Annotated in this window: 20 protein-coding genes; 9 read left to right on the plus strand and 11 right to left on the minus strand. The window is 72.1% G+C overall.

Annotated features, from left to right (window positions below):
- Nucleotides 1-33 precede the first annotated feature (33 nt).
- On the plus strand, nt 34-651 hold the full coding sequence (locus LO763_RS20945; RefSeq protein WP_230788367.1) for a pyridoxamine 5'-phosphate oxidase family protein: 618 nt from the start codon (nt 34-36) through the stop codon (nt 649-651).
- Nucleotides 652-786: 135 nt separating this feature from the next.
- On the opposite strand, the gene LO763_RS20950 is transcribed toward LO763_RS20945, so the two are convergent.
- The 5 genes from LO763_RS20950 to LO763_RS20970 form a co-directional block, all read right to left on the minus strand.
- A complete protein-coding gene (locus LO763_RS20950; RefSeq protein ID WP_230788371.1) occupies nt 787-1656 on the minus strand; it encodes a ThuA domain-containing protein in 870 nt (289 codons plus the stop codon).
- Nucleotides 1657-1690: 34 nt separating this feature from the next.
- Complete coding sequence (locus tag LO763_RS20955) at nt 1691-2623, minus strand: M23 family metallopeptidase (RefSeq protein WP_230788375.1); 933 nt, start codon at nt 2621-2623, stop codon at nt 1691-1693.
- A gap of 298 nt (nt 2624-2921) precedes the next feature.
- On the minus strand, nt 2922-3719 hold the full coding sequence (locus LO763_RS20960; RefSeq protein WP_230788378.1) for an ABC transporter permease: 798 nt from the start codon (nt 3717-3719) through the stop codon (nt 2922-2924).
- Between the two features lie 9 nt (nt 3720-3728).
- Nucleotides 3729-4562: an ABC transporter permease gene (locus tag LO763_RS20965; RefSeq protein ID WP_230788384.1), complete on the minus strand. Its 834-nt coding sequence runs from the start codon at nt 4560-4562 to the stop codon at nt 3729-3731.
- Entirely contained in the window at nt 4559-5512 is a 954-nt protein-coding gene (locus LO763_RS20970; RefSeq protein ID WP_230788386.1) for an ABC transporter ATP-binding protein, read from the minus strand. Before LO763_RS20970 ends, LO763_RS20965 begins: the two co-directional genes overlap by 4 nt.
- Nucleotides 5513-5742: 230 nt before the next feature.
- On the opposite strand from LO763_RS20970, the gene LO763_RS20975 reads away from it, so the two are divergent.
- Entirely contained in the window at nt 5743-6798 is a 1056-nt protein-coding gene (locus tag LO763_RS20975; RefSeq protein WP_230788388.1) for a fatty acid desaturase family protein, read from the plus strand.
- Nucleotides 6799-6877: 79 nt separating this feature from the next.
- Here the strand turns inward: LO763_RS20975 and dnaG are convergent, their stop codons facing one another.
- Nucleotides 6878-8740 carry a DNA primase gene (gene dnaG, locus LO763_RS20980; RefSeq protein ID WP_230788390.1) on the minus strand — a complete coding sequence of 621 codons (1863 nt, stop codon included), beginning with the start codon at nt 8738-8740 and terminating at the stop codon, nt 6878-6880.
- A 352-nt stretch (nt 8741-9092) separates the two neighbouring features.
- Between dnaG and LO763_RS20985 the strand changes: the two genes are divergently transcribed.
- Both LO763_RS20985 and dusB read left to right on the plus strand, forming a co-directional pair.
- Entirely contained in the window at nt 9093-11642 is a 2550-nt protein-coding gene (locus tag LO763_RS20985) for a hypothetical protein (RefSeq protein ID WP_230788393.1), read from the plus strand.
- Nucleotides 11643-12010: 368 nt separating this feature from the next.
- Complete coding sequence (dusB, locus tag LO763_RS20990) at nt 12011-13168, plus strand: tRNA dihydrouridine synthase DusB (protein WP_230788395.1); 1158 nt, start codon at nt 12011-12013, stop codon at nt 13166-13168.
- 187 nt (nt 13169-13355) lie between these two features.
- Here the strand turns inward: dusB and LO763_RS20995 are convergent, their stop codons facing one another.
- Together LO763_RS20995 and LO763_RS21000 are read right to left on the minus strand one after the other, a co-directional pair.
- Nucleotides 13356-13613, minus strand: a complete 258-nt coding sequence (locus tag LO763_RS20995) for a type B 50S ribosomal protein L31 (protein ID WP_230788397.1) — start codon at nt 13611-13613, stop codon at nt 13356-13358.
- Nucleotides 13610-14884: a CobW family GTP-binding protein gene (locus LO763_RS21000; RefSeq protein WP_230788399.1), complete on the minus strand. Its 1275-nt coding sequence runs from the start codon at nt 14882-14884 to the stop codon at nt 13610-13612. Before LO763_RS21000 ends, LO763_RS20995 begins: the two co-directional genes overlap by 4 nt.
- A 63-nt stretch (nt 14885-14947) precedes the next feature.
- Between LO763_RS21000 and rpmB the strand changes: the two genes are divergently transcribed.
- From rpmB to LO763_RS21020, 4 genes are all read left to right on the plus strand, one after another.
- Nucleotides 14948-15184 (plus strand): 50S ribosomal protein L28, encoded by a 237-nt coding sequence (rpmB, locus tag LO763_RS30035; protein ID WP_230788401.1) that lies wholly within the window; start codon nt 14948-14950, stop codon nt 15182-15184.
- 1 nt (nt 15185) lies between these two features.
- Nucleotides 15186-15356: a 50S ribosomal protein L33 gene (rpmG, locus tag LO763_RS21010; protein WP_230788404.1), complete on the plus strand. Its 171-nt coding sequence runs from the start codon at nt 15186-15188 to the stop codon at nt 15354-15356.
- A gap of 195 nt (nt 15357-15551) precedes the next feature.
- Nucleotides 15552-15857, plus strand: a complete 306-nt coding sequence (gene rpsN, locus LO763_RS21015; protein ID WP_230788408.1) for a 30S ribosomal protein S14 — start codon at nt 15552-15554, stop codon at nt 15855-15857.
- A 189-nt stretch (nt 15858-16046) separates the two neighbouring features.
- Nucleotides 16047-16241: a hypothetical protein gene (locus tag LO763_RS21020; RefSeq protein ID WP_230788410.1), complete on the plus strand. Its 195-nt coding sequence runs from the start codon at nt 16047-16049 to the stop codon at nt 16239-16241.
- 90 nt (nt 16242-16331) lie between these two features.
- Here LO763_RS21020 and LO763_RS21025 read toward each other — a convergent pair whose 3' ends face one another.
- Entirely contained in the window at nt 16332-17498 is a 1167-nt protein-coding gene (locus LO763_RS21025) for a hypothetical protein (protein WP_230788413.1), read from the minus strand.
- Nucleotides 17499-17564: 66 nt separating this feature from the next.
- On the opposite strand from LO763_RS21025, the gene LO763_RS21030 reads away from it, so the two are divergent.
- Entirely contained in the window at nt 17565-18449 is an 885-nt protein-coding gene (locus tag LO763_RS21030) for a hypothetical protein (protein ID WP_230788417.1), read from the plus strand.
- Nucleotides 18450-18455: 6 nt separating this feature from the next.
- Here the strand turns inward: LO763_RS21030 and LO763_RS21035 are convergent, their stop codons facing one another.
- Nucleotides 18456-19829, minus strand: a complete 1374-nt coding sequence (locus tag LO763_RS21035; RefSeq protein ID WP_230788420.1) for a glycine--tRNA ligase — start codon at nt 19827-19829, stop codon at nt 18456-18458.
- 230 nt (nt 19830-20059) lie between these two features.
- Nucleotides 20060-22993: a hypothetical protein gene (locus LO763_RS21040; protein WP_230788423.1), complete on the minus strand. Its 2934-nt coding sequence runs from the start codon at nt 22991-22993 to the stop codon at nt 20060-20062.

Here is a 22993-nt window from a genome sequence, read left to right on the forward strand (position 1 = left end):
CCAGTACAAAAATCACCGATGGGAGCCCCCTCGATGTCCACCCCCGAACGCCCCTCCGGCGGCCGGTTCGCCCGGACCGAGCGCACCACCCCGCACCGCTCCCGCGAGAAGATCACCTACGAGAGGGCGGCCGCGTACGACGTGCTCGACGAGGCGCTGTTCTGCGACGTGGCCTTCACGGGCCCCGACGGCGCGCCGCGGGTCCTGCCGACGTTCCATGTGCGCGTGGGCGACACGCTGTTCGTCCACGGCTCGACCGGGTCGAGCATGGGCCTGGGCGGGCGCGAGGGGTTCCCCGTGAGCGTCACCGCCACGGTCGTGGACGGGCTCGTCTACGCGAAGTCCTGGTTCCACCACTCGATGAACTACCGCAGCGTCGTGGTCCACGCGAACGCCCGCCCGGTCGACGACCCCGACGAGCGCTGGGCGGTGTTCAAGGCCCTCATCGACCGCATGGGCGAGGGCCGGTCGGAGCGCTCGCGCGAGGCGAGCCCGAAGGAGAACGCCATGTCGGCACTCCTGGCGATCCCGCTCGAGGAGGTCTCGGTCAAGCGGCGCCAGGGGCCGCCGGTGGAGGAGCCCGGGGACGAGGACCTGCCGTACGAGAACGGCGTCGCCGAGGTGGCCACGGTCGTCACCGGGCGGCTCTGAGCCGCAGTCCGCGGGGAGTGAGCGGGTCGTGGGAACCCCTTCTCGACTGCCCGGACGGCACCGGCGACGGTGCCCGGCGGACCGCGCAGGACCGGGCGGGAGGCATGGCCTCCCGCCCGGTCGCCGTCTCGGCGCCTACACGCCGGCGGCGACCGGCGGCCCGGCCTCGGCCTCCTTCGCGGACTCGGCCTTGTCCAAGCGCCACACCGCGATCGAGCCGCCCCCGGCGACGGCCACCACGAACAGGACGAACGTCCACGTGTAGGGCCACGGCGGGGCCGCGTCCTCGGAGTTCTGGACCAGCACGCCCTCCTCGCCGGCGGCCCACCAGATGCCCTGGCGGATCAGCTGGAGGAAGTCGCGGTCGCCCCAGGTGCCGCCGTCGCCGCCCGGGGAGGCGTAGAAGGCGCGGTAGACCTCGCTGTTCCACGCGACCGGGTCGCCGGAGCCCAGCTGCGCCAGGACGGTCGAGTCCGACGCGTCCGGCTCGGGGTCGAAGTGGTACCAGCGCTCGGTGACCTCGAGGTCCTCGTCGAGTCCTTCGGTGATCCGCGAGCCCGCGTTGAAGCTCACGGCCTCCTTGGCGGCGGGGTCGGTCGGCGGGAGCACCACGGTGGCGCCCAGCATCTCCTGGTAGAACGCCCACTCGGATTCGCTCGCGGCCGCCGAGTGCGTCGCGACGAAGCCGCCGCCGCCCTCCACGAAGGACTGGAGCGAGGCCTGCTGGGTCTCGTCGAGCAGGTCCGGTCCGGTGTTGAGGAACATGACCACGTCGATCGCGCCGAGGTCGGCCACGTCCTCGGGGGTGCCCTCGATGAGGGTGAAGTTCCAGCGCCGCGCCTCCATATGGAGGCGCTCCACCGCGTAGTCGGCCACGTCCTGGGCCTCGTTCCCGGTGGTGACGACCAGGACCTGGGGGCCTCCGGCGGCGTGGGCCGCCGAGGGGGCGAAGGCGGGCGCGCAGGCCAGCGCGACGATGGTGCACAGTCGCAGCAGGGTTCTCACGCGCCCACCTTAGCGAAAGGGGCCGGTGCGGGCGTCAGCCGCAGTGGCTCCAGCCGCTCGTCCAGGTCGTGGAGCCGACCGAGCCGCCCCATTTGACGCAGGTGCTCGCCGCCGACTTTTTCACCGGCCCGGCGTAGTAGGAGAAGTTGCCGGAGTCCTTCGCGACGGTGCCGCCCTCCACCTGGAGGGTGGCCGAGACCGCGCTGGGGCTGCCCACGCTCGTGTACTTCAGCGTCACGACGCAGTTGTAGCCGTTGGAGCTGTTGTACAGCAGGAAGACCTTGCCGACCGAGCCGAGGGCGTGCTGGTTGATCTGGGTGTAGCCCGAGCCGCAGACCTCGCCCGCGCTGTACGGGTTGCCGCCGCCGGAGCAGCCGTTGGAGGAGGTGATGGCCTTCTTGGTGCCCAAGGGGACCGAGATGCCCTCGACCCTGGGGGTCACGACGGTGCCGGAGGCGTTGCGCTGCTCGTAGTGCAGGTGCGGCGCGGTCGAGCCGCCGGTGGAGCCGACGGTGCCGATGACGGTGCCCTGCGAGACGGACTTGGAGGTGCCGACGGCGCCGATCATGGACGACAGGTGCGCGTAGCGGGTGCGGGTGCCGTCGGAGTGGACGATCTGGACCCACTTGCCGTAGCTGGTGCTGCCCTCGTTGTAGAAGTAGGCGGTGCCGCCGGCGGTGGCGCGCACGTTCTCGCCGTTGATGGCGTCGGAGCCGTAGTTCTGCCAGTCGATGCTGTTGCTCGGGTTGTGGCCGCCGGTCCAGTTGTTGGCGTTGAAGGTCTTGTTGCAGTTGAACGGGCTCTTGTGGGTGACGGCCTGGACGGAGACGTCCTCGGCGTTCGCGACGACGGTGGGGATCGCCGCACCGGCCGCCGCGAGCGCCAGGGCGCTGATGAGGATGACGAGTCGGCGCGCGCGCCGGGTGCCGGGGGCGCGGAGCCACCGGGGTCGTCCTGGAGTCCGCATGAGGAACCTCCTTATAGCGAGTCGGGGTCGCGCTGGGGTGCGGAGCGCTGGCCTTCATGCGTGAATAGGACGATATCGGAGTTTTTCTTCGTGGGGAAGGTCACTTTTGAAGAATTTCTTCTTACCGGGAGGCGTCGGCGCCGCCGGGCCGGTGACGGTGTTCCCCCTGGGGCGCAATGGGGTTCGCGGAGCCGGTGGGAACGCCGGAAAAGGCCGGCCGCGCCGCCGGTTCCCCGTCGGCGCGGCCTGCTGCTTGACCGTCTCCCACTTATACAGGGCGGATGCAAGCCCCCGGCGCCTACTTGTAGAGCGCCTTCGAGAGCCGCCGCTGCGCGACCCACATCCCGCCCAGGCACAGCGCCGTGAGGTAGGCGATGTGCAGGAGCATCCAGGGACTGGGCTGCCCGAGGCTGAGGCCGCGGACGAGCTCGATGCCGTGGTACAGCGGCATGGCGTACACGACCGGCTGCGCGAACGAGGGGTAGGCCTCCACCGGCGTGAAGGTCCCGCCGAACAGGAACATCGCGAAGACGACCGCGTTCATCCAGTCGAAGTCGGTCCACTCGCGGAAGAACGTGGCGAGGGTGAGGCCAATCCCGGCGAACGCGAGCGCGATGAACACGCAGGCGGGCACGGCCAGCAGCGACCACCACGAGTCGAGGAGGCCGAAGCAGGCCATGACGACGACGAACGCGGCGATGTAGGTGCCCCCGCGGATGAGCGCCCACCAGACCTCGCCGAGGGCCACGTCCCAGGGCCGCAGCGGGGTGTTGAGGATGCCGTCGTAGACCTTCATCCACTTGAACTTGGCGAAGACGTTGATGGCGGTCTCGGCGAGCACGCCCATCATGGCGGCGTTGGCGAGGATCGCGGGCGCCACGTACGCGGTGTAGGAGACGGTGGTGCCGTCGGCGAGCGTGAGGTCGCCGACGAGGGCGCCCACGCCGAAGCCGAAGGCGAACAGGAACAGCAGCGACTCGACGACGCCGGAGAGGACGAGGATCCAGGCCCGCCGCATGGCGATCCAGTTGCGGTTGAGCATGGACCCCGAGGAGCGGAGGGTGGCGCGCGCGGCGCTGTAGGCGATGACGGACACGCGGGGCTCCTAGAAGTTCAGGCGGCGCTGGATGACGCGGCGGGCGGCGAACCATCCCGCCACGGCGAGCAGCGCCAGGTAGGCGATGTGGGCGGCCGGCGGCAGCGCGGGCGCGACGTCCGCGGTGGCGGCGCGGGCGAGCTCGGTGCCGTGCCACAGCGGCGAGGCCCACACCAGCGGCTGGAGGAAGACGGGCATCTCGCTCGCGGGGAAGAACACCCCGGAGAACAGCGAGATCGGCATGACGGCGAACCGGAAGATCATGTTCAGGTTCGAGTCGTTCTTGATGCTGGAGGCCCAGCAGTGCAGCCAGGGCGCGAGCGAGGCCGCGACGAGCGCGGCGGCGACCACGGCCAGGGCGGCCCACCAGGAGGCGTAGACGCCGAAGAACGCCATGACGGCGGTGACGATGGCGCAGTTGGTGAAGGGCCGGAAGACCACCGCGTAGGCGAGGTGGCCGTTGAGGATGTCGACCGGTTTCAGCGGGGTGGCCCGCTGGGCGAGGTAGTGGCCGCCCCAGTCCTGGTAGCCGCCGTGCACGGGGTAGACCATGTCGTTGCCGAGCATCATGACGGCGACCGAGCAGATGAGGCCGGGGGCGATGAACTCGGCGTACTCGATGCCGCCGAGGGAGGCCGGGTCGATGTAGGCGCCGACGCCGATGCCGATCGAGACCATGTAGAGGATCGGCAGGAGCACGGAGGTGAAGACGGTGCCGTGCCAGACGTGCCGGTAGAGGGCGAGCTGGAGGTTGAAGGCCCGCCAGGCGCCGACGGCGACGCCCGGCGCGGTGCGGTCGACCGGGGCGCGGGTGCCTACGCGCGCGTCGAGGGCGGTGCTCACGCTTCGTCCTCCACCAGGGCGCGGCCGGTCAGGCGCAGGAAGACGTCCTCGAGGGTGGCGCGGCGGGCCAGCGTCGAGGTCGGCTGGACGCCGCGGGCCTCGAGCGCGGCGCTCGTGTCGTCGGCGTCGTCGGTGTAGACGAGGATCTTGTCGGGCAGGGGCTCGATCTGGGCGCCGACGCCGGCGAGGGCCGGGGCCAGCTCGGCGAGCTCGGTGGTGTGGGCGGCGCCGAAGCGCAGCTCGACGACCTCCTTGGTGACGTGCGTGTCGATGAGCTCGCGCGGAGAGCCCGCGGCGATGATGCGGCCCTCGTCCATCACGACGAGGCGGTCGCACAGCTGTTCGGCCTCGTCCATGTAGTGGGTGGTGAGCAGGATCGAGACGCCGCGCTGCTTGAGCTGGAACAGCCGCTCCCACACGAGGTGGCGGGCCTGCGGGTCGAGGCCGGTGGTGGGCTCGTCGAGGATCACCAGGTCGGGGTCGTTGATGAGGGAGCGGGCGATGGCGAGGCGGCGCTGCATCCCGCCGGACAGCTCGGAGACCTGGTCCTTGGAGCGGGGGGTGAGCTGCACGAAGTCGAGCAGTTCGGCGGCCTTCTCGCGGGCGGCCTTCTTCCTGATGCCGAAGTAGCCGGCGTACACGACGAGGTTCTCGAAGACGGTGAGCATCCCGTCGAGGGTGTTGTCCTGGGGGACGACGCCGAGGCGGGCCCGGATGGAGGCGCCCTCGGTGCGGGGGTCGCGGTCGAAGACCTCGAGGGTGCCGCCGGTGGGCTGGGAGACGCAGCCGATCATCCGCATGGTGGTGGACTTCCCGGCGCCGTTCGCGCCCAGGAAGCCGAAGGCCTCGCCGCGGAGGATCTCGAAGTCGACACCCCGGACGGCCTCGTGCTCGCCGTAGCTCTTGCGCAGGTCCACGGCGCGCACGAGGACCTCGTTCTGAATAGGCATGGGGCCACCCTAAGCGCCGGCGCCGACAACCGTCCAACCGTTTGAAGGGGGTCTTTCACACCTCGGCGGCGGGCCGGGACCGCGGGGCGGGCGCCGCCCCTCCATGGAACAGGAGGACGAAAAAGGTAGGGCAAGCACTACCCCAAGAGACGGGTCAGCAGTAGCGACAAGCCCCGCGCGAGACGGGAGGCTTGTGAGGTCGACAAGTTCCCGACAGATCGGACGTTTTCATGACGCTCATCGCCGAGAAGACCCCTCCCGCTCCGGAGCGCCCGCGCACCGGCAGCGACTTCGCCGAGCTCGGCCGCCGCATCAACGAGGCGGGGCTCATGCGGCGCCGCCCGGTGTACTACGTGGTCCGCTTCTCCCTCATGGCCGCGGTCTTCATCGGCTCCTGGGTGGCCTTCGCCCTGATCGGGAACTCCTGGCTCCAGATGTTCACGGCGATCTTCATGGCGCTGATGAGCGCCCAGGTGGCGCTCCTGGGCCACGACCTCGCGCACCGCCAGGTCATCCGCAGCCGCGCCACCTCCGAGCGCCTCGGCTGGTTCACCGGGAACCTCGCCAACGGCATGGGCTACGGCTGGTGGAACGACAAGCACAACCGCCACCACGCCAACCCCAACCACGAGGAGCTCGACCCCGACGTCTCGCCGGGCCTGTTCGTGTGGTCCAAGCGCCAGGCGGGCTTCGCGCAGGGCATCGCCACCTGGTTCGGCAAGTACCAGGCGCAGCTGTTCTTCCCGATCCTCACCCTCGAGGGCCTCAACCTCAACTGGTCGGGCATCAAGTCGGTCCTGAAGCCGGGCCTGAAGAACCGCGGCTGGGAGGCCCTGTTCCTGGCCGTCCACTGGGCCGCCTACCTCAGCGCGCTGTTCATCGTCCTCTCCCCCGGCAAGGCGATCGTGTTCATCCTGGTGCACAAGGCCGTGTGGGGCGTGTACATGGGCTCGATCTTCGCCCCCAACCACAAGGGCATGCCGACCTTCGTGGGCGAGACCGAGCTGGACTTCCTGCGCAAGCAGGTCCTGACCTCCCGCAACGTCAAGGGCGGCGCGGTGATCGACTTCGCGCTCGGCGGCCTGAACTACCAGATCGAGCACCACCTCTTCCCGGCCATGCCCTCGGTGCACCTGAAGAAGGCCCAGCCGATCGTGGAGCAGTTCTGCAAGGAGAAGGGCATCCCCTACCACGCGACGGGTCTGATCCAGTCCTGGAGGGAAGCCCTCACCGAGCTGCACGCCCACGGCGAGCCGCTCCGCAACCCCACTCCCGCCAAGGTCTGACGACCTCCCGGAAGCACGCGCCAAGGCCGCCCCGAGGGGCGGCCTTCGTCGTCTCCGCCGGGACGCGCTCCGCGGCGCCTTACTCGACCGCGTTCGCGGCCTGGTCGCGCAGGGACCTGACGTGCTGCTCGAAGCCCATGAGCCGGCCGAACAGGCTCATGTACTCGTCCTTGTCGGTGCTGGGGTTGATCCGCTGGAGGCGCCGCTTGATGTCGGCCAGCTCGGCCTCGACCACCGGGATCTGGATGCGCGCCAGGATGGTCCGCACGTAGACCGCGTCCGGCTCGCCCGCCAGGCGCAGCTCCTCCACGGCCAGTTCGGAGACCAGCGCGCCCGCGGCGATCTCGGTGCACGCGGCCTGCACCGCGGCGACCCAGTTCGGGCCCGCGGCGGCCTTCGCCGCGCCCCCGGCCGCGTCCACGGCCTCGCGCACGGCCCGGTAGTTCGCGTCGGTGTACGGCGTCGCGTCCACCGCGTCGAAGTAGGGACCCGCGATCTGCGGCTGCTGGAGGGCCACCTTCAACAGCTCGCGCTGGGCCCGCAGCTGGGTCGAGTCGGCCCGCTGCTCGCGCCGGGGCCCCGCGGGGGCCTCCACCTGCTGGCCCGCGGCGGCGCCCTGCACCGCGCGGCGCAGCTCGGCCTTGTCCTTGCCGAGCCGACCGGCGTACACGCCGAGGTACTCCTCGACCAGGCCGCGGTCCTTGACGCGGGCCAGCAGCGGCGCGATCGCGCGCGTGGCGTGCAGGCGGCCCTCGGCGGTGTCCAGGTCGTGCTTGGCGATCGCGCGTTCGAGCGCGAACTGCACGAGCGGGGTGTGCCGCTCGATGAGCTCGCGCACCGCCGCATCGCCCTCGTGCTGCCGCAGCTCGCACGGGTCCTGGCCGCCGGGGGTGACCGCGATGTAGGTCTGGGAGACGAACCGCTGCTCCTCGTCGAAGGCCTTGAGCGCGGCCCGCTGGCCGGCCTCGTCGCCGTCGAAGGTGAAGATGATGCGCCCGTCGGCGGACTCGGAGTCGAACAGGAAGCGCCGCAGGATGCGGATGTGCTCGGGGCCGAACGCGGTGCCGCAGGTCGCGACGGCGACCGGGACGCCCGCCAGGTGGCAGGCCATCACGTCCGTGTAGCCCTCGACGATCACGACGCGGCCGGTCTTGGCGATGTCCTTGCGAGCCAGGTCGATCCCGTAGAGCACCTGCGACTTCTTGTACAGGGGCGTCTCGGGCGTGTTGAGGTACTTGGGGCCCTGGTCGTCGTCGAAGAGCTTGCGGGCGCCGAAGCCGATCACCGCGCCCGACGAGTCGCGGATCGGCCACACCAGGCGGCGGCGGAACCGGTCGATGAGGTTCCCGGTGCGCGAGGGCTTCGCGAGCCCGGCCTGGGTCAGCTCCTCGGCGGTGAAGCCCTTGGCGCGCAGGTGCTTCGCGAGCGCGTCCCACGAGTCGGGGGCGTAGCCGCAGCCGAAGGTCGCCGCCGCGTCCCGGTCGAAGCCGCGGGCGGTCAGGAACTGACGGGCCGTGAGCGCCTCGGGCGAGTGCAGCTTCCCGGTGTAGAACTCGGCGGCCGCGGCGTGGGCGTCGAGCAGGCGCTGCTTGAGGCCCGGCTGGCCCGAGGGGCCGCGCTGCACGCGCCCGTCGACGTCCTCATAGGTGAGTTTGAGCCCGGCGCGGGCGGCCAGGCGCTCGACCGCCTCCACGAAGGTGAGCCCGTCGAGCTCGGTGAGGAAGGTGATGGCGTCGCCGCCGACGCCGCAGCCGAAGCAGTGGTAGACGCCACGCGCGGGGGTGACGTTGAAGCTCGGCGACCGCTCGTCGTGGAAGGGGCAGAGGCCCTTGAGATTGCCGCCGCCGGCGTTGCGCAGGGTGACGCGCTCGCCGATGACGTCGGCGATGTCCACGCGCTCGCGGACCAGCTGGATGTCGGCGTCCCGGATTCGCCCCGCCACTGTTCACCTCTTCTCGCTGCCATGACCATTCTGCCCGGTCCCTGCGACAGGCCGCCCGCAGACGCCGCCGGTGTGATCGGGCGGAGTCGCGGGCGTCACCCCCCGGCTACGGCGGGCCGGATCGCTTGGCGCCGAGCCGAACCGCGCGGCCCTCCTGCTCTACCACGGTTCCCACCCGCACCTTTCCCGACCACGCCTCACGGTTGCGCGGCCCGATCCGCTAGAGTCGCCTATCATGCCGGACCCATCGCCCGAGCAGCCGCCCTCCTGGCCTCCGACCAGTGAGCCTGCGGCCAGACCCACGAATCCGCCCCGAATCACCGCGCGCGGGGTGGGTCACTTGCCTTCCGCCGTGCCGGAAGACGAGCAGGCGTCCGATCTGTTCCGTCCCGCGGCCCCCGGCCCGGGCGTCTACGGCGAGCCGCCGCAGGCCGCCGACCCGTACGACCTCGACCCCGAGGCCCGCCGGAACGAGTGGGCCGCCGACCTCGGCGGCGCCCCGGAGGTGCCGCAGCAGCCCGGACCGCAGTACCCGTCGCCGCAGGCGCCCGACCCGCAGGCCCCGGGCCCGCAGGGCGGCGCGCCGCAGCAGGGCGGCGAGTGGGGCGAGTCCGGCGACTGGCCGCCGAAGTCGAGCCAGGACTGGATGGCCCAGCAGTCGCAGACCCCCTGGGGGCTGTCGTCGTCCGGGGGCCCCTGGCCCGGCCCGGACGCCGCACCGCAGGACGCCGGAGCCGCCCCAGGGGCGCCCGACCAGGGCGCGGTGTACGGCGCGCCGGCCTCGGGGCCCGCGTTCAACGCGCCGCCCCAGCAGGACCAGCAGGGCGGGAGCCTCGAATTCCCCGAGCTGCGCGCCGACCCGTACGAGGCCGACGTCTACGGTCACGCCCAGTACCGCGGCGACGCCGGCGGGCAGGACCTCTACCAGTCCGACCCCTACCAGGCCGACCGCCTCCAGGCGGAGGCCCGGCAGGCCCGCGAGGACTACCAGGCCGCGCAGCAGCCGCCCGCCCCGTTCGGCCCCCCGCAGCAGCCCGGCGGGGCCCCGTTCGGCGAGCAGCCGTTCGGCGAGCAGCCCAGCGGCGGCCCGTTCGGCGAGCAGCAGTACCAGGCCGAGGTGCCGCCGGCCCCGCAGTCGAACTACTCGGACCAGCCGTTCGGCGAGCAGCCCCCCTACCCCGAGCAGGCCCGCCAGGAGCCGGCCCCTGCGCCCGCCGAGAGCGTCCCCGCGCAGCGCGGCGTCGAGGCCCCTGAGGCCCCGGCCGAGCCCGACCCGGCGCCGGTGCGCACCGCGCCGCCGACGCACCGCGGCGTGCGCTACGCCATCTACGGCGTCGGCGGCCTCATCACGCTGGGCCTGATCATCGGCATCGTCATCATGCTCGGCGCCGCTCCCCCGAGCGAGCCGACCCAGGAGGGCGACGGCTCCGACGAGGGCGCGGGCGAGGACTCCGGCGCCGACACCGCGCTGGACGCCGAGCGCTACGGCGAGCTCGCCGCGGCCGCGGGCACCGCCGAGTGGTTCTCGTGGCGCTACGGCGACGCGGGCGGCGGCAGCGGCGCCGAGGAGGTCGCGGCCGTCGGCGGCGACGTCCTCGCGACCGAGCCGCTCCTTGGCGACGCCGACCAGAGCGTCCAAGGCCAGCTCGGGTACCTCACCGACGACGCGGGCCTGACCGGCATCGACCACATCACCGCGGTGGAGAGCACCGACGACCTGATCGGCCTCACGCCGCGCGCGGGCGGCCGGTTCTCCGAGGACGGGCCCGAACCCGAGCTCAAGGAGGGCGCGACCGCCGACTGCCTGAGCGGGCTCGGCGACCTCGGCAGGCCGGTGGCGCTGGCGCGCCCCGAGCAGAGCGGCGAGGTCGGCGCCCACTCGGTGATCGTGTTCTCGTCGGGGATCGTGGCGACCACCGGCATCAGCGGCGCCCAGGGCGGCACCTGCCTCCAGCTGCCGGACGGGCAGGTCCCCACGGACGTGGCGCTCACCGACGGCAACGAGCTGGCGCTGGTGACCACGTGGAACCCGGCGTCGCAGACCGGCGCGCTGGTGGTGCTCGCGATGGGCGACAAGAGCGGCTCGTACCAGTCGAGCTGGTCGGAGTCCTATCCCGGGCTGCCGAACCCCGGGCACTTCGAATCCGCCGCGATCGTGGGCACGGTCGATCTGCCGTTCACGGCGCCGACCTCGGTCGACGCGTGGTCGAACTCGGGCGGGTCGCTCTCGCTGGAGCGCGGCACGGTCGAGGACGGCGCGCACCGGGACACGGTGGCGAGCGCCGGCTACGCGATCGTGGGCGACCTGAGCGCGAGCCAGGTCGCGGTCGTGGACCTCGCCTCGACGCTGGAGGGCCTGGCGGCCCAGTACTACGACGGCGCCGAGTTCGCGTTCGACGCGGCGGCGGGCGAGGCGGTCGGCTTCGACGGCGGCGTCGCGGACGTGGCCGCGACCGAGGGCGCCTCGGCCGTGGCGACGAGCGACGGCGTGGTGCACGAGCTGGACGGCGAGCTGAAGGAGACGGCGGCGACCGAGGTGGGCGCGAACCCGACCTGCCTGGTCGTGGGCGCGCAGAGCGGCGCGTTCATCGCGACGAGCCGCGGCGACGCGACCGTGAGCTGGGTCTCCGGCGGCGAGGTGTCGAAGGAGCTGGCGGACTCGCGGCTGACCGACCCGGTGTGCGCCTCGGAGACGCCGGCGATGGACGTGAAGGGCTACGCGGGGAACGCGGTGGTGGTGCTGGTCTCGGACTTCGAGGGCGGCAGGCTGCATGCGTACCTGGACGGCGAGGCGACGATCCCGGGCGGGGCGACCGTGGGGGGCGAGGGCTTCTCGTACGGCGGCGCCTACGAGGTCGCGGGCAAGCCGTGGGGCGCCTCGGTGACCGTGGACGTGGACTAGACGAGACGAGACGAGTGAGGGGCCGCCCGGCGATGCCGGACGGCCCCTCGCCGTTCGTGGTGGAGGGGGCTCGAGGCCGTCCACCGTCCCCAACTCCCGCCCTCCCGGGGGAAAGGCAGCCCCACCTTCCCGCTCGGGTCCGACAAGAACCGGGCCCAGCGGCGCCCGTGTCACCCGGACGGGCCGCGGAGCGGGCGGCGCGGCCGTCCGGGCCTGCGGCGCGGACGAGCGGCGGGTCGGCCCCGCGGCGGCGGGGGTCGCGCTCGTTGCAGGCGCGGTCGAAGGCGGCGGCGACATCAGACCCGCGGGCGGCGGGGGTCACGGCATCGCGCTTTGGCGGGCCGGACGGCTGCTGGGATAATCGACCGGTGACCGCATCGCTCTCGCTCGCGGGGAGACCCGTCTCGCCGCCCGTCGTCCTGGCGCCCATGGCCGGGATCACGAACCTGCCCTTCCGCAAGCTCTGCCGCGAGCAGGGCGCGGGCATCTACGTGTGCGAGATGATCACCACCGTCGCCCTCACCGAGCGCAACCCCAAGACCATGCGGCTCATCGAGTTCGACCCCGACGAGGAGACCCGCAGCCTCCAGCTCTACGGCGTCGACCCGGCCGGGATGCGCAAGGCCGTCCAGATGGTCGTCGACGAGGACCTCGCCGACCACGTCGACCTCAACTTCGGCTGCCCCGTCCCCAAGGTCACCCGCCGCGGCGGCGGCTCCGCGCTCCCCTGGAAGCGCCGCCTGTTCCGCGAGATCGTCACCGCGGCCGTCGACGCCGCCGGGGACCTCCCCGTCACCGTCAAGATGCGCAAGGGCATCGACGACGACCACCTCACCTACCTCGAGGCCGGCGAGATCGCCCAGGACGCCGGGGTCGCGTGGGTCGCCCTCCACGGCCGCACCGCCGCCGAGCGCTACTCGGGCACCGCCGACTGGGAGGCGATCGCGAACCTCAAGGACCGCCTGGACGTGCCGGTGCTCGGCAACGGCGACGTCTGGGAGGCCGACGACGCCCTGCGCATGGTCGACGAGACCGGCTGCGACGGCGTCGTGGTCGGCCGGGGCTGCCTGGGCCGCCCCTGGCTCTTCGGCGACCTCGAGGCGGGCTTCGACGGGCGCGCCGAGCGGCGCATGCCGACCCTCGGCGAGGTCGCGCGGGTCATGTACCGCCACGCCGCCCTCCTGGTGGAGTGGATCGCCGGGGCCGAGTCGTACGAGACGCGCCGCAACATCGCCGCCGAGGAGCACGGCTGCCGCGAGTTCCGCAAGCACGTCGCCTGGTACCTCAAGGGCTTCCCGGTGGGCGGCGAGCTGCGCCGCTCGCTCGCCATGGTCGCGTCCCTGAACGAGCTGGAGGACCTCCTCGGCAAGCTCGACGCCGACGCGCCGTTCCCGGAGTCGACTCTCGGCAAGCCGCGCGGGCGCACCAACAGCCCCGGGAAGGTGACGCTCCCGGACGGCTGGCTGGACGACCGCGACGACCGCACGGTGCCCGAGGGCGCGGAGGTCGACTCCTCGGGCGGCTGAGCCGCGTCCGAGCGGGGCGGTGCACTCGTTCGGGTGACACGGGCGCCGCCGGGCCCGGTTCCTGTCGGACCCGAGCGGGAAGGTGGGGCTACCTTTCCCCCGGGTGTGGGGGTTGGGGACGGTAGAGACACGGTAGACGCGGAAAAGGGGGCCTCCGGTGCCGGGAGGCCCCCTTGTTCCGTGTCGGCTAGCCCTGCTTGGGCTCCTTGCCGTACTTCTTGTAGAACTTGGCGACGCGGCCCTCGTCGTCCAGGACGCGGCTCTTGCCGGTCCAGAACGGGTGCGAGGCCGAGGAGATCTGGACGTCGATCACCGGGTAGGTCCGGCCGTCCTCCCACTCCACGGTCTCGGCCGAGGTGGCCGTGGACCGGGTGAGGAAGGCGAAGTCGGCGCCGCGGTCGCGGAAGACCACCGGGTGATAGTCCGGGTGTATGCCTTGCTTCATTCCTGGTTCCTCTCGTTGCTCTCGAAACAACCCTCGAAGGGGTCGCGGTATTCCCGCCACGCGTCCCGGCCCTCGGCGAGTTCGGCGTCGGTGAGCAGGCAGGCGTCGAGGACGGCGGCGAGCTCGTCGGCCGCGAAGTGGAGGCCGACGAACACCAGCTGGGTCTCGCGGTCGCCGAACTCGGGGTCCCAGTGCAGGTCGGCGTTGACGCGCCGCTCGGGGCTCGCCTCCTCCCACTCCTCGTCGGGGACGGCGGCGAGCCAGCGGCCCATGTCGCCCATCGAGACGCCGCCGCCGCTGGACTCCCAGGCCACGATGTGTTCGGGCTGGGAGGCGAGCCACAGGTGGCCGCGGCCGCGCAGGGTGCGGCCCGAGACGGCGGGGAGGGCCCGGTGGAAGCGCTCGGGATGGAAGGGCCGGCGGGCGCGGTAGAGGGCGGCGACGACGCCGCAGTCGGGTTCGGGCTCGTGGCAGCCGACGGCGTAGCCCTCCAGGCCGCGCCCGTACGGCTCGGGCCCGTCGGGGTCGAAGCCGCCGCTGCGGCGCAGCTTCGCGGAGAGCCACCGCGCCCGGTCCTCCGGGGTCCGCGCTTCGGCGTGGACGGCGAGGTGGCGGGCCCAGGGGTTGAGGCGCTGGAGCAGCACGGCGAGGCGCGCGTGCTCGTACTCGGGTTCGGCGCGCGGGGCCCAGAGGAGGACGGTGTCGGCGTACTCGATCTGGCGGGCGGCGACGTCGGCGACCGAGCGGGTGTCGTCGTCGGCGGCCTGGAGGCGGCGGTCGGCGAGGTCCTGGTCGGAGTCGAGTGTCGCGAGGAGGCTCGCGGGGTCGCAGACGGCCACGACGGAGTCGATCCGGATCGCGTCGGTGACGGGCGCGCCGTCGACGTGGTGCCAGGAGCAGGCCGAGGCGACGGTCTCGGGCTCCATCGAGGGCGGCAGGACCAGGGCGATGTCGCTCTCGGGGCGGGCGCGGGCGAGGCGCACGAGGGCCGGGAGGAGGTCTTCGCGGACGGTGCAGGCGATGCAGCCGTGCTCGAGGGTCAGCGAGACGTCCTCGACGAGGCCGCCGCCGTCGTGGACGGTGCGGCGGACGGTGCCGTCGACCAGGAGGTCGGTGAGGTCGTGGGCGACGACGAGGAGGCCCGGGTCGGCGAGGGTGAGCTGCTCGGCGGCCTCGCGGACGGCCGCGGGCGCGAAGCCGGTCAGGATCGTCACCGCGGGCCTGAGTTCGGGCCGGGACCGGGTCGCGTCGGGTTTGGCGAGTCGGGACATGAGACCTCCGATCTAATCGAAAACGATTGTCATTATACTTGTGATCGTGAGAGGAGGACGACCGTGTCCAGAACATGCGAGGTGACCGGCGCCGGGCCGGGTTTCGGCAACAACGTCCCGTGGTCGAAGAAGAAGACCCGGCGGCGGTGGAACGTGAACCTGCAGAGCAAGCGGTACTACCTGCCCAGCGAGGGCCGGCACGTGCGGCTGCGGGTGTCGACCAAGGGGATCAAGATCATCGACCGCGACGGCGTCGAGGCCGTCGTGCAGCGGATGCGAGCAGAGGGAAGGCGGATCTGAGATGGCGGGCAAGAGCACCGACGTCCGGCCGGTGGTGAAGCTGCGGTCGACCGCGGGCACCGGCTACACGTACGTGACCAGGAAGAATCGGCGCAACGACCCGGACCGGATGGTCCTGCGCAAGTACGACCCGATCGTGCGCCGGCATGTCGACTTCAGGGAGGAGCGCTAGTGACGATCCTGAAGCTTGAGCGCAGTAGGGAGGAGCGCTAGTGACGATCCTGAAGCTTGAGCGCAGTAGGGAGGAGCGCTAGTGACGATCCTGAAGCAGGGGGCACAGCAGGGAGGAACGCCAGTGACGACCCCGAAGCAAGAAGTACAGGGAGGCGGCGCCCTGAACCGCGAGCACAGCCGAGAGGACCGGTAGATGGCCAAGAAGAGCGCGATCGCCAAGCAGGCCCGCCGCGAGGTCCTCGTGGACCGGCACCGTGAGCGGCGCGCCGAGCTCAAGCGCCTCGCCGCGCACCCGGACACCGATCCGCAGGCCCGGGCGGAGGCGGTGCGGCGGCTCCAGAAGCTGCCGCGCGACTCCTCCCCCGTGCGGCTGCGCAATCGGGACGCCGTGGACGGCCGCCCGCGCGGCTTCAACCGGAAGTTCGGACTGTCGCGTAACCGACTCAGGGAGATGGCGCACCGGGGCGAATTGCCCGGAGTGCGTAAAGCGTCCTGGTAGGAGTATCGCCCGAACCGGGCAAAGACCCCGCCTGACCTGCGCCCCCTGCGATCCTTTGGCATGAAACCGTCATGCGGGCGTCGCAGGGGGACGCTAACCTGAGGCTTGCGAGTGCGCTGTGAGACTGCTCTCAGGCCCGGAACCATGTGAGGGGCTCCTGCGTTTCACTCTGTGGACGAAGAAGGAGTTATGACAGTGATGGTCCAGCAATTGGAGACCGCCCCGTCCGAGGCGGGCGAACCCGCCGAGGTCGAGGCCGACGTGCCCGCCAGCCCCGCGTCCCTGTGGACGTCGGAGAGCCGGGCCCACTACTCCATCACGCACGTCGAGCAGGGCGACGCCCGCGCCTGGATCGACTGCGACTGCGTCATCCACGGCGACTAGCGGTCCACCGCCGTAGCTCCCCGGGGCCCAGGCCCCGGCGACGCCCTGCGGCCTCGGCAGGACCGGCTCGCGGCGCGGCCGCACCGGGACTCAGCCGATCTCGACCAGGGAGTGGCACTGGTCGTTCGCCCCCTCCGGGGCCTCGGCGACCACGGCGCCGCCTTCGAAGTCGAGTTCCGCGCGCAGCCCGTCGATCCAGATGGGACAGCTCACCGTGGCCGTGCGCTCCTGCCCGCCCTCGGTGACCACCACTTCCGTCCGGGCCTCGCCAGGCGCGGTCGTCACCAGGGCGAAGCCGTGGCCCGTCTCGTACCACCACCACTCGGTCTGCCACTGCGGGTAGGCCGTGATCTCCCAGGCCGCTCCGGGCGCGAAGGACACCTCGCGGTCCGGGTCCTCGGGGAACCCGAACGCGCAGGCGTCGAGCGCGGGGTCGGCCGCGCAGGCGTCGAGGCGTCCGCGCAGTGCCGCGTCGACGGCCTCGATGCCCTCCCCGCTCAGCAGGATCGCGGGGAGGAACAGCCAGGTGTCCGAGTAGTCCTCGCCGAGGGGCGTGAACTCGGTCCCGAGCGCCAGCACCCGGGGCTCGCTCTCGAACTCCATGGTGGACGGCAGCTCGGGGTAGAACCGGTACACGCCGGGCAGCAGCATGACCTCCACGGCCCCCATGTCGTCCTCGACCGGGACGCTGACGCCGTTGAGGTCGAAATGGTCGAAGGGGGCGAGGAGGTCGGCCGGCGTGAGGGCGTTCTCGATCTCGGCCTGCCCGTGCCCGATCCCCACGCGGTAGCGAAAGCCCGCCCGGGTGCCGTCGTCGGCCTCGATCTCGGCGTAGACCTGCGCGAGGGCGTCGCTGGGCCGCTCGGTGTAGTCGACCTGGGCGACGGTGACGACGCGCCAGGAGTCGTCCAGGGCCTCGGGTTCGACGAACCCGCCGACGGGCTCGTCGACGGTCGTGTAGGACAGCGCCTCGTCGACGTCGCCCTCGCGGACGGCCTCGAGGTACGCGCGCACGGTGTCCTCGGCGAGCGGCCGGTTGAGCGGCGACAGCTTCACGGCGGCCACGACCGCGGCGACCAGCACGATCACTATGGCGGCGTAGGCGAGCAGGAGGTTCTCCCGGCCGAGCGGGAGGCCGGGCCACGGGCGGCGGGACCGCGGAGGCGGCGGTTCGGGGGGCGGGGCGATCGCGTCGGCGGCGCCGAGGTCGATCGAGATCTCGACGTCGCGCCGATCCGGTGAGGGGGATCCGGACACCGTGGCTCCAGTTGCTCGACTGCTACCGTTGTCGTGCAAAGTGTAGCGTTCTCAGGTAGGCCCCTCATGCCCTCGACCACGTGGTTCAGGAACGGCGCGCGATCCCTGCGGCGCGCGGCGGGCCGCACTCACCGGCGCGCCGAATCGCTGCCGCGGCTGCCGTTCGCCGTCGCGTTCGCCATGGCGCTGGTGGCGCTCGTCGTCGCCGTCGAGTTCCGCCCGCCGTCCGAAGAGGTCGCGGTCGAGGTCGATGAGCACCCTTCCGATGCTGAGGAGATGTGGTACGGCGGCGGGTTCCCCACCGAAGAGGTCGAGCTGGAGATCGTCGAGTACGGCGTCAGCAGGGTCGTGGTCCAGGAGCTGCCCCGGCTCGTCATCGGGCTCGTGGTGCGCAACCCCTACGACAGGGACATGAGCACGGGGGCGGTGTCGCTCACCTCCGTGACGCAGGACGGGAACCCGGTCCGCATCGAGGACTTCTACATCGGCACGATCCCGCCCGAGACGACCGTGAGCGTCGGCTACGTCGCCTCGGGAGGCGGCGACCTCCCGGTGGAGGCGATGCGGCTGGAGGCCTCCGAGCCGGCGTTCCTCTACGACGATCCCGAGGCCGAGGGGGCCGACGTCTTCAGTCCGGCGCCGGTGCTGCCGGAGGCGACGCTCGTGGAGACCGAGCCGCTGCTCAGCCCCGACGGCTACCGGCTGCGGTACCGGCTGGACGCGCCGGAGGCGGCCGAGGTCCAGGTCACGATCCTGTTCCGCGACGGCGAGGGGCGGCTCCTCGGCGGCATACCCGCGGGCGGCGAGCCGTTCAGCATGTTCCACGACGGGTGGACCACGCACCGGTTCCCCGTGGAGGAGGGCGAGACGCTCCACCACGTCGACGTCCCCGAGGCGTGGATGCCCGAAGGGACCGACCCCGATCGGTTCGAGGTCGGCCCCAGCGTCTGATCTGCTCTAGAGCCGTTCGAGGAGGAACCGCTCGACCTGGTCGATCGCGACGCGGTCCTGCTGCATCGTGTCGCGGTCGCGGATCGTCACCGCCTGGTCCTCGAGGGTGTCGAAGTCGACGGTGATGCAGTACGGCGTGCCGATCTCGTCGGCGCGGCGGTAGCGGCGCCCGATCGCGCCCGCGTCGTCGAAGTCGACGTTCCAGCGCTTGCGCAGGCGGGCGGCCAGGTCCTTCGCCTTCGGCGACAGGTCCTCGTTGCGGCTCAGCGGCAGCACCGCGGCCTTGACGGGCGCCAGGCGCGGGTCGAAGCGGAGCACGGTGCGCTTGTCCACGCCGCCCTTGGTGTTCGGGGCCTCGTCGACGTCGTAGGCCTCCAGGAGGAAGGCCAGCACCGAGCGGGTCAGGCCCGCCGCGGGCTCGATGACGTACGGGGTCCAGCGCTCGCCCTTGGCCTGGTCGAAGTAGGACAGGTCCGCGCCCGAGTGCTTCGAGTGGGTCGACAGGTCGAAGTCGGTGCGGTTGGCGACGCCCTCGAGCTCGCCGAACTCGCTGCCGGCGAAGTTGAAGCGGTACTCGATGTCGACGGTGCGCTTGGAGTAGTGGGAGAGCTTCTCCTTCGGGTGCTCGTACCGGCGCAGGTTGTCCTGGCTCAGGCCGAGGTCGACGTACCAGTCCCAGCGCTGCTGGAGCCAGTACTCGTGCCACTCCTCGTCCGTGCCCGGCTCGACGAAGAACTCCATCTCCATCTGCTCGAACTCGCGGGTGCGGAAGATGAAGTTGCCCGGCGTGATCTCGTTGCGGAACGACTTGCCGGTCTGGGCGATGCCGAACGGGGGCTTGCGCCGCGAGGAGGTCATGACGTTCGTGAAGTTCACGAAGATGCCCTGCGCGGTCTCGGGGCGCAGGTAGTGCACGTTCTCGGAGTCCTCGGTGGCGCCGAGGAAGGTCTTCATGAGGCCGTTGAACATGCGCGGCTCGGTGAAGGAGCCGCGGGCGCCGCAGTGGGGGCACGCGAGGTCGGCGAGGCCGTTCTCGGGTTCGGCGCCGTGCTTCTCCTCGTACGCCTCGACGAGGTGGTCGGCGCGGAAGCGCTTGTGGCACGACTGGCACTCGGTGAGCGGGTCGGTGAACTCCTCGATGTGGCCGCTGGCGACCCACACCTGGGGGTTGAGGACGACGGCCGAGTCGATGCCGACCACGTCGTCGCGCTCGCGGACCATCGCGTTCCACCACTCGCGGCGGATGTTCTCCTTCAGCTCGACACCGAGCGGGCCGTAGTCCCAAGCAGAGCGGGTGCCTCCGTAGATCTCCGAACTGGGGAAGACGAAGCCGCGGCGTTTGGACAGGCTGATGAGCGCTTCGGTGCGATCTTGGGACACGATGATTCCTCTCGATCCGGCTGGCGGTCGGTGAGACTGCGGATAAGTGCTCGAACAGACTGCTCGAGCGGCGGTGCGTGGTCAATCCAGTTTCGGGGCTGGACGTCGAACCCTGGCGCACGGGAAGTGCGCCTCCGCCAGTGAGCAAGCGTACCTCGCAGTAGGGGCCCCGCCGCTGCCGCCCCGCGGCGCGAGTCGCGCGCCGCGGGCCCGCCCGGGCGGGCCCGCGGTCAGCTCCCCGGCTGCTTGCGCAGATCCGCCAGGTGCTGCTCGAACCCCTCCCTGGCCTCGGTGAAGACGGGGGCCGCGAGCCAGCCGAGGGCCTCCTCCCCCACCTCGATCGCGCCCTGCGCGTCGCCGAGCTCGGACAGGAGCCACATCGTCTGGTGGGCCGTGAGGCTCGCCCGCTCCAGCAGCAGCGGGCCCTCCCGGAACACCGCCAGGGCCCGGCGCTGGAGGTCGAGCACCGGTTCGGCCTCGTCGCGGCGCAGGCCCGGCTCCCCGGCCTGGGACTCCAGGAACTGGAACGTCAGCTGGGCGTGCTGGCGGTAGGTCTCGCCGAGCTCGAACCGGGCCGACTCGCGCACGGCCTCCGGCTGCGAGGCGTCGGCGCGGACCGTGTGGAGGCGGGCCGCGATCTGCGCCATCGTCTGGAGGCCCTCGCCGAACGCGGCGTCGCCCATGATGGTGCGCAGCAGCCAGGCGCGGGCGCGGCTCACCCGCGTCCAGGACGCGAAGTCGCCGAGCTCGTCGGTGGTCTCCACCGCGCGGGTGTAGACCTCCAGGGCGTGGTCGTGCTCGCCGAGCTTCTCCAGCAGCTCCCCGGTGAGGAACAGCGTGTCGGCGTACAGGTGCACCAGGTGGTTCTCGTCGGCGGCCTCCAGCAGGGCCAGGGCCGCGAGGCCGTGCTCGACGCCCTGGCGGGTGTCGCCCTGCTTGTCGTAGGACTCGGCGAGGTTGAACCGCACGTTGCACACCCGCCACAGCTCGTGGTCGGGCAGGTCGGCGAGCGCGGCCTCCAGGAGCGGGAGGGCCTCGGCGCGGCGCTCCTGCTCGATGAGGGCCGCGCCCATGAGGTGGCGGGCGACGGCGGCGGGCACGGTCATGCCGGCGGCGTCGCAGTGGACGGAGGCCTCCAGGGCGTGCGCGTAGGTGCCCTGGTGGTCGCCCGAGCGCATCGAGAACTCGGCGGCCTGGAGGCGCAGCTTCGCGGCGATGGTGTGGCTCGGTTCGTCGCCGAGGGCCTCGATGCCGTCGGCGGTGACGGCGAAGGCCCGCTCCAGGTCGCCGGTGAGGCCGATCTGGTCGGCGAGGTCGGCGCAGGCGCGGGCGACGGCCCAGCCGGCGTCGGCGGCGCGGGCGGTCTCCAGGCCGGCGGTGAGCAGGGCGGTCTTGGCCTGCGGGTCGTCCTCGAGGCGGGCGCGCAGGTCGATGAGGTCGCAGCGGCGGATGAGCGCGTAGCGCTGCCCGGTGCAGGCGGCGAGGGCCTCGTCGAGGGCGCGGGCGCGCTCGTCGAGGTCGGGGGCGAGCGCGGCGAGGCCGCCGGAGGCGGTGCTGCCCGAAGACGTGGCGGCGAGGTACTCGGCGCGCATGGCCAGGACCTGGGCGGTGTGGAAGCTGCGGTCGTCGATGCGCCGCTCGGCGCGGAGCTCGTGGGCGGCGGCGGTGACGCGCTCGGCCCCGGCGCGGATGTCGCCGGGCTCGGTGTCGGCGCGGTGGATGAGCAGGAACGCCTCGGCGACGAGGGCGCGGCCGGGCTGCCCGGCGAGGCCGAACAGCTCGACGGCGCGGCGCAGCCCGTCGAGGACGGCCTCGGGGTCGTCGGACTGGGCGGACTCGGCGTGGGCGATCTCGGCGCGGTGCTCGGGGATGAGCTCGATGCCGAGGGCGCCGGCGAGCGCGCCCACCTTCAGCCAGGCCTTCCACGTGTCCGGGGAGCAGTCGTCGTAGGCGGCGTAGGCGGCGTCGATGGCGGCGTCCAGGTCGGGGCCCTCGACCGGCCCGGACGCGAGGTCGGCGGTGAGCACGTCCACGGCGGGCTTGGCGGGGGCCTCCTTGAGGCCCAGGTGGACCTTCTGCTCGTACGGGGTGGAGTCGACAACGCACGCGGACATGTGGGAGTGGTGGTCGTTGCCGTTGCGGGCGTCGAAGCGGGCGCAGACGGCGGCGCGCTCGGCCTCGGCCCAGTCGTGGAGGGAGTCGGCGGTCCACTCGCCGCCGCCGGGGCCGGGCACCGAGGCGTCGGCGAAGCCGAGGGCCCTGAGGCGGCGGCAGGTGAGGACGGCGACCTCGAGGAGGCGCTGGCGGTCGCGCACGCCGAGGTCGAGGTCGAAGAAGCGGGCGTGCTCGGCGAGGATCTCGACGGCGCGGTGCTCGTTGCCGGTGAGGGCGCAGAACTCGATGTGGAGGGCGATCATGGCGACCATGTCCTCCTTGCCCTTGCACATCTGGTAGCCGCGCAGGTGGTTGGCGCGGGCCTCGTCGATGCGGTCGAGCTCGACCAGGGGCAGGAGGGAGAGCGCGAGCCCGTAGTGGGGCTCGTGGGCGCAGGTGTGCTCGCCGGCGAGGACCGGTTCGAGCATCTCCATGGCGGCGTCGGCCGAGTCCTCCTCGGCGTAGAACACGATGGTGGCCAGCGAGGTGTACTGGCAGGCGGTGCAGTCGGACATGTCGTCCTCCTCGGCCGCCCCGAGGGCCTCGATCGCGCGGGCGACCCGGTCGTAGTCGCCGACGTGGTAGGCCAGCTGCATCTCGTAGGCGGCGGGGGCGTGCATGGAGTAGCCGGCCTCGGCGTAGCGGCGGCGCATCTCCTCGAGCCAGTGCTCGATGGACTCCAGGGGCACGTCGGGCTGCTCGATCATCTTGTCGACGATCCACTTGAACGTCCAGTACAGGGACCGGGTCAGGTAGGCGTCGAAGTGCTCGGGCTGGGAGTCGAAGGCGCGCAGGAGCCGGGCGAAGGGGACGAGGATGCGGGTGGAGTCGCGGGAGAACTCGTAGGCGTCGACCAGCCCGCTGAGCGCGTAGTTGACGAGCTCGGGGTCGCCGACGGCGTCGGCGGCCTCGACCGCCCGCTCCAGGGCCGCGACCTTCGCCTCGCCGGCCTCTTCGAAGCGGGCCTCGTTGAGCAGTCGCCAGATCTCGTCGGGGTCGGGAGTGGCCAT

Source organism: Glycomyces amatae (genome assembly GCF_020991375.1).
Classification (GTDB): Bacteria; Actinomycetota; Actinomycetes; order Mycobacteriales; family Micromonosporaceae; genus Glycomyces; species Glycomyces amatae.

Excerpts from the sequence above, each read along its gene's own strand:
- LO763_RS20970 (WP_230788386.1), bottom strand. The coding sequence starts at position 5,512 with ATGCCTATTCAGAACGAGGTCCTCGTGCGCGCCGTGGACCTGCGCAAG.
- LO763_RS20955 (WP_230788375.1), bottom strand. The coding sequence starts at position 2,623 with ATGCGGACTCCAGGACGACCCCGGTGGCTCCGCGCCCCCGGCACCCGG.
- rpsN (WP_230788408.1), top strand. The coding sequence starts at position 15,552 with ATGGCCAAGAAGAGCGCGATCGCCAAGCAGGCCCGCCGCGAGGTCCTC.
- LO763_RS20945 (WP_230788367.1), top strand. The coding sequence starts at position 34 with ATGTCCACCCCCGAACGCCCCTCCGGCGGCCGGTTCGCCCGGACCGAG.
- LO763_RS21040 (WP_230788423.1), bottom strand. The coding sequence starts at position 22,993 with ATGGCCACTCCCGACCCCGACGAGATCTGGCGACTGCTCAACGAGGCC.
- LO763_RS20975 (WP_230788388.1), top strand. The coding sequence starts at position 5,743 with ATGACGCTCATCGCCGAGAAGACCCCTCCCGCTCCGGAGCGCCCGCGC.
- rpmG (WP_230788404.1), top strand. The coding sequence starts at position 15,186 with ATGGCGGGCAAGAGCACCGACGTCCGGCCGGTGGTGAAGCTGCGGTCG.
- LO763_RS20995 (WP_230788397.1), bottom strand. The coding sequence starts at position 13,613 with ATGAAGCAAGGCATACACCCGGACTATCACCCGGTGGTCTTCCGCGAC.
- LO763_RS21030 (WP_230788417.1), top strand. The coding sequence starts at position 17,565 with ATGCCCTCGACCACGTGGTTCAGGAACGGCGCGCGATCCCTGCGGCGC.
- LO763_RS21000 (WP_230788399.1), bottom strand. The coding sequence starts at position 14,884 with ATGTCCCGACTCGCCAAACCCGACGCGACCCGGTCCCGGCCCGAACTC.
- LO763_RS21020 (WP_230788410.1), top strand. The coding sequence starts at position 16,047 with ATGACAGTGATGGTCCAGCAATTGGAGACCGCCCCGTCCGAGGCGGGC.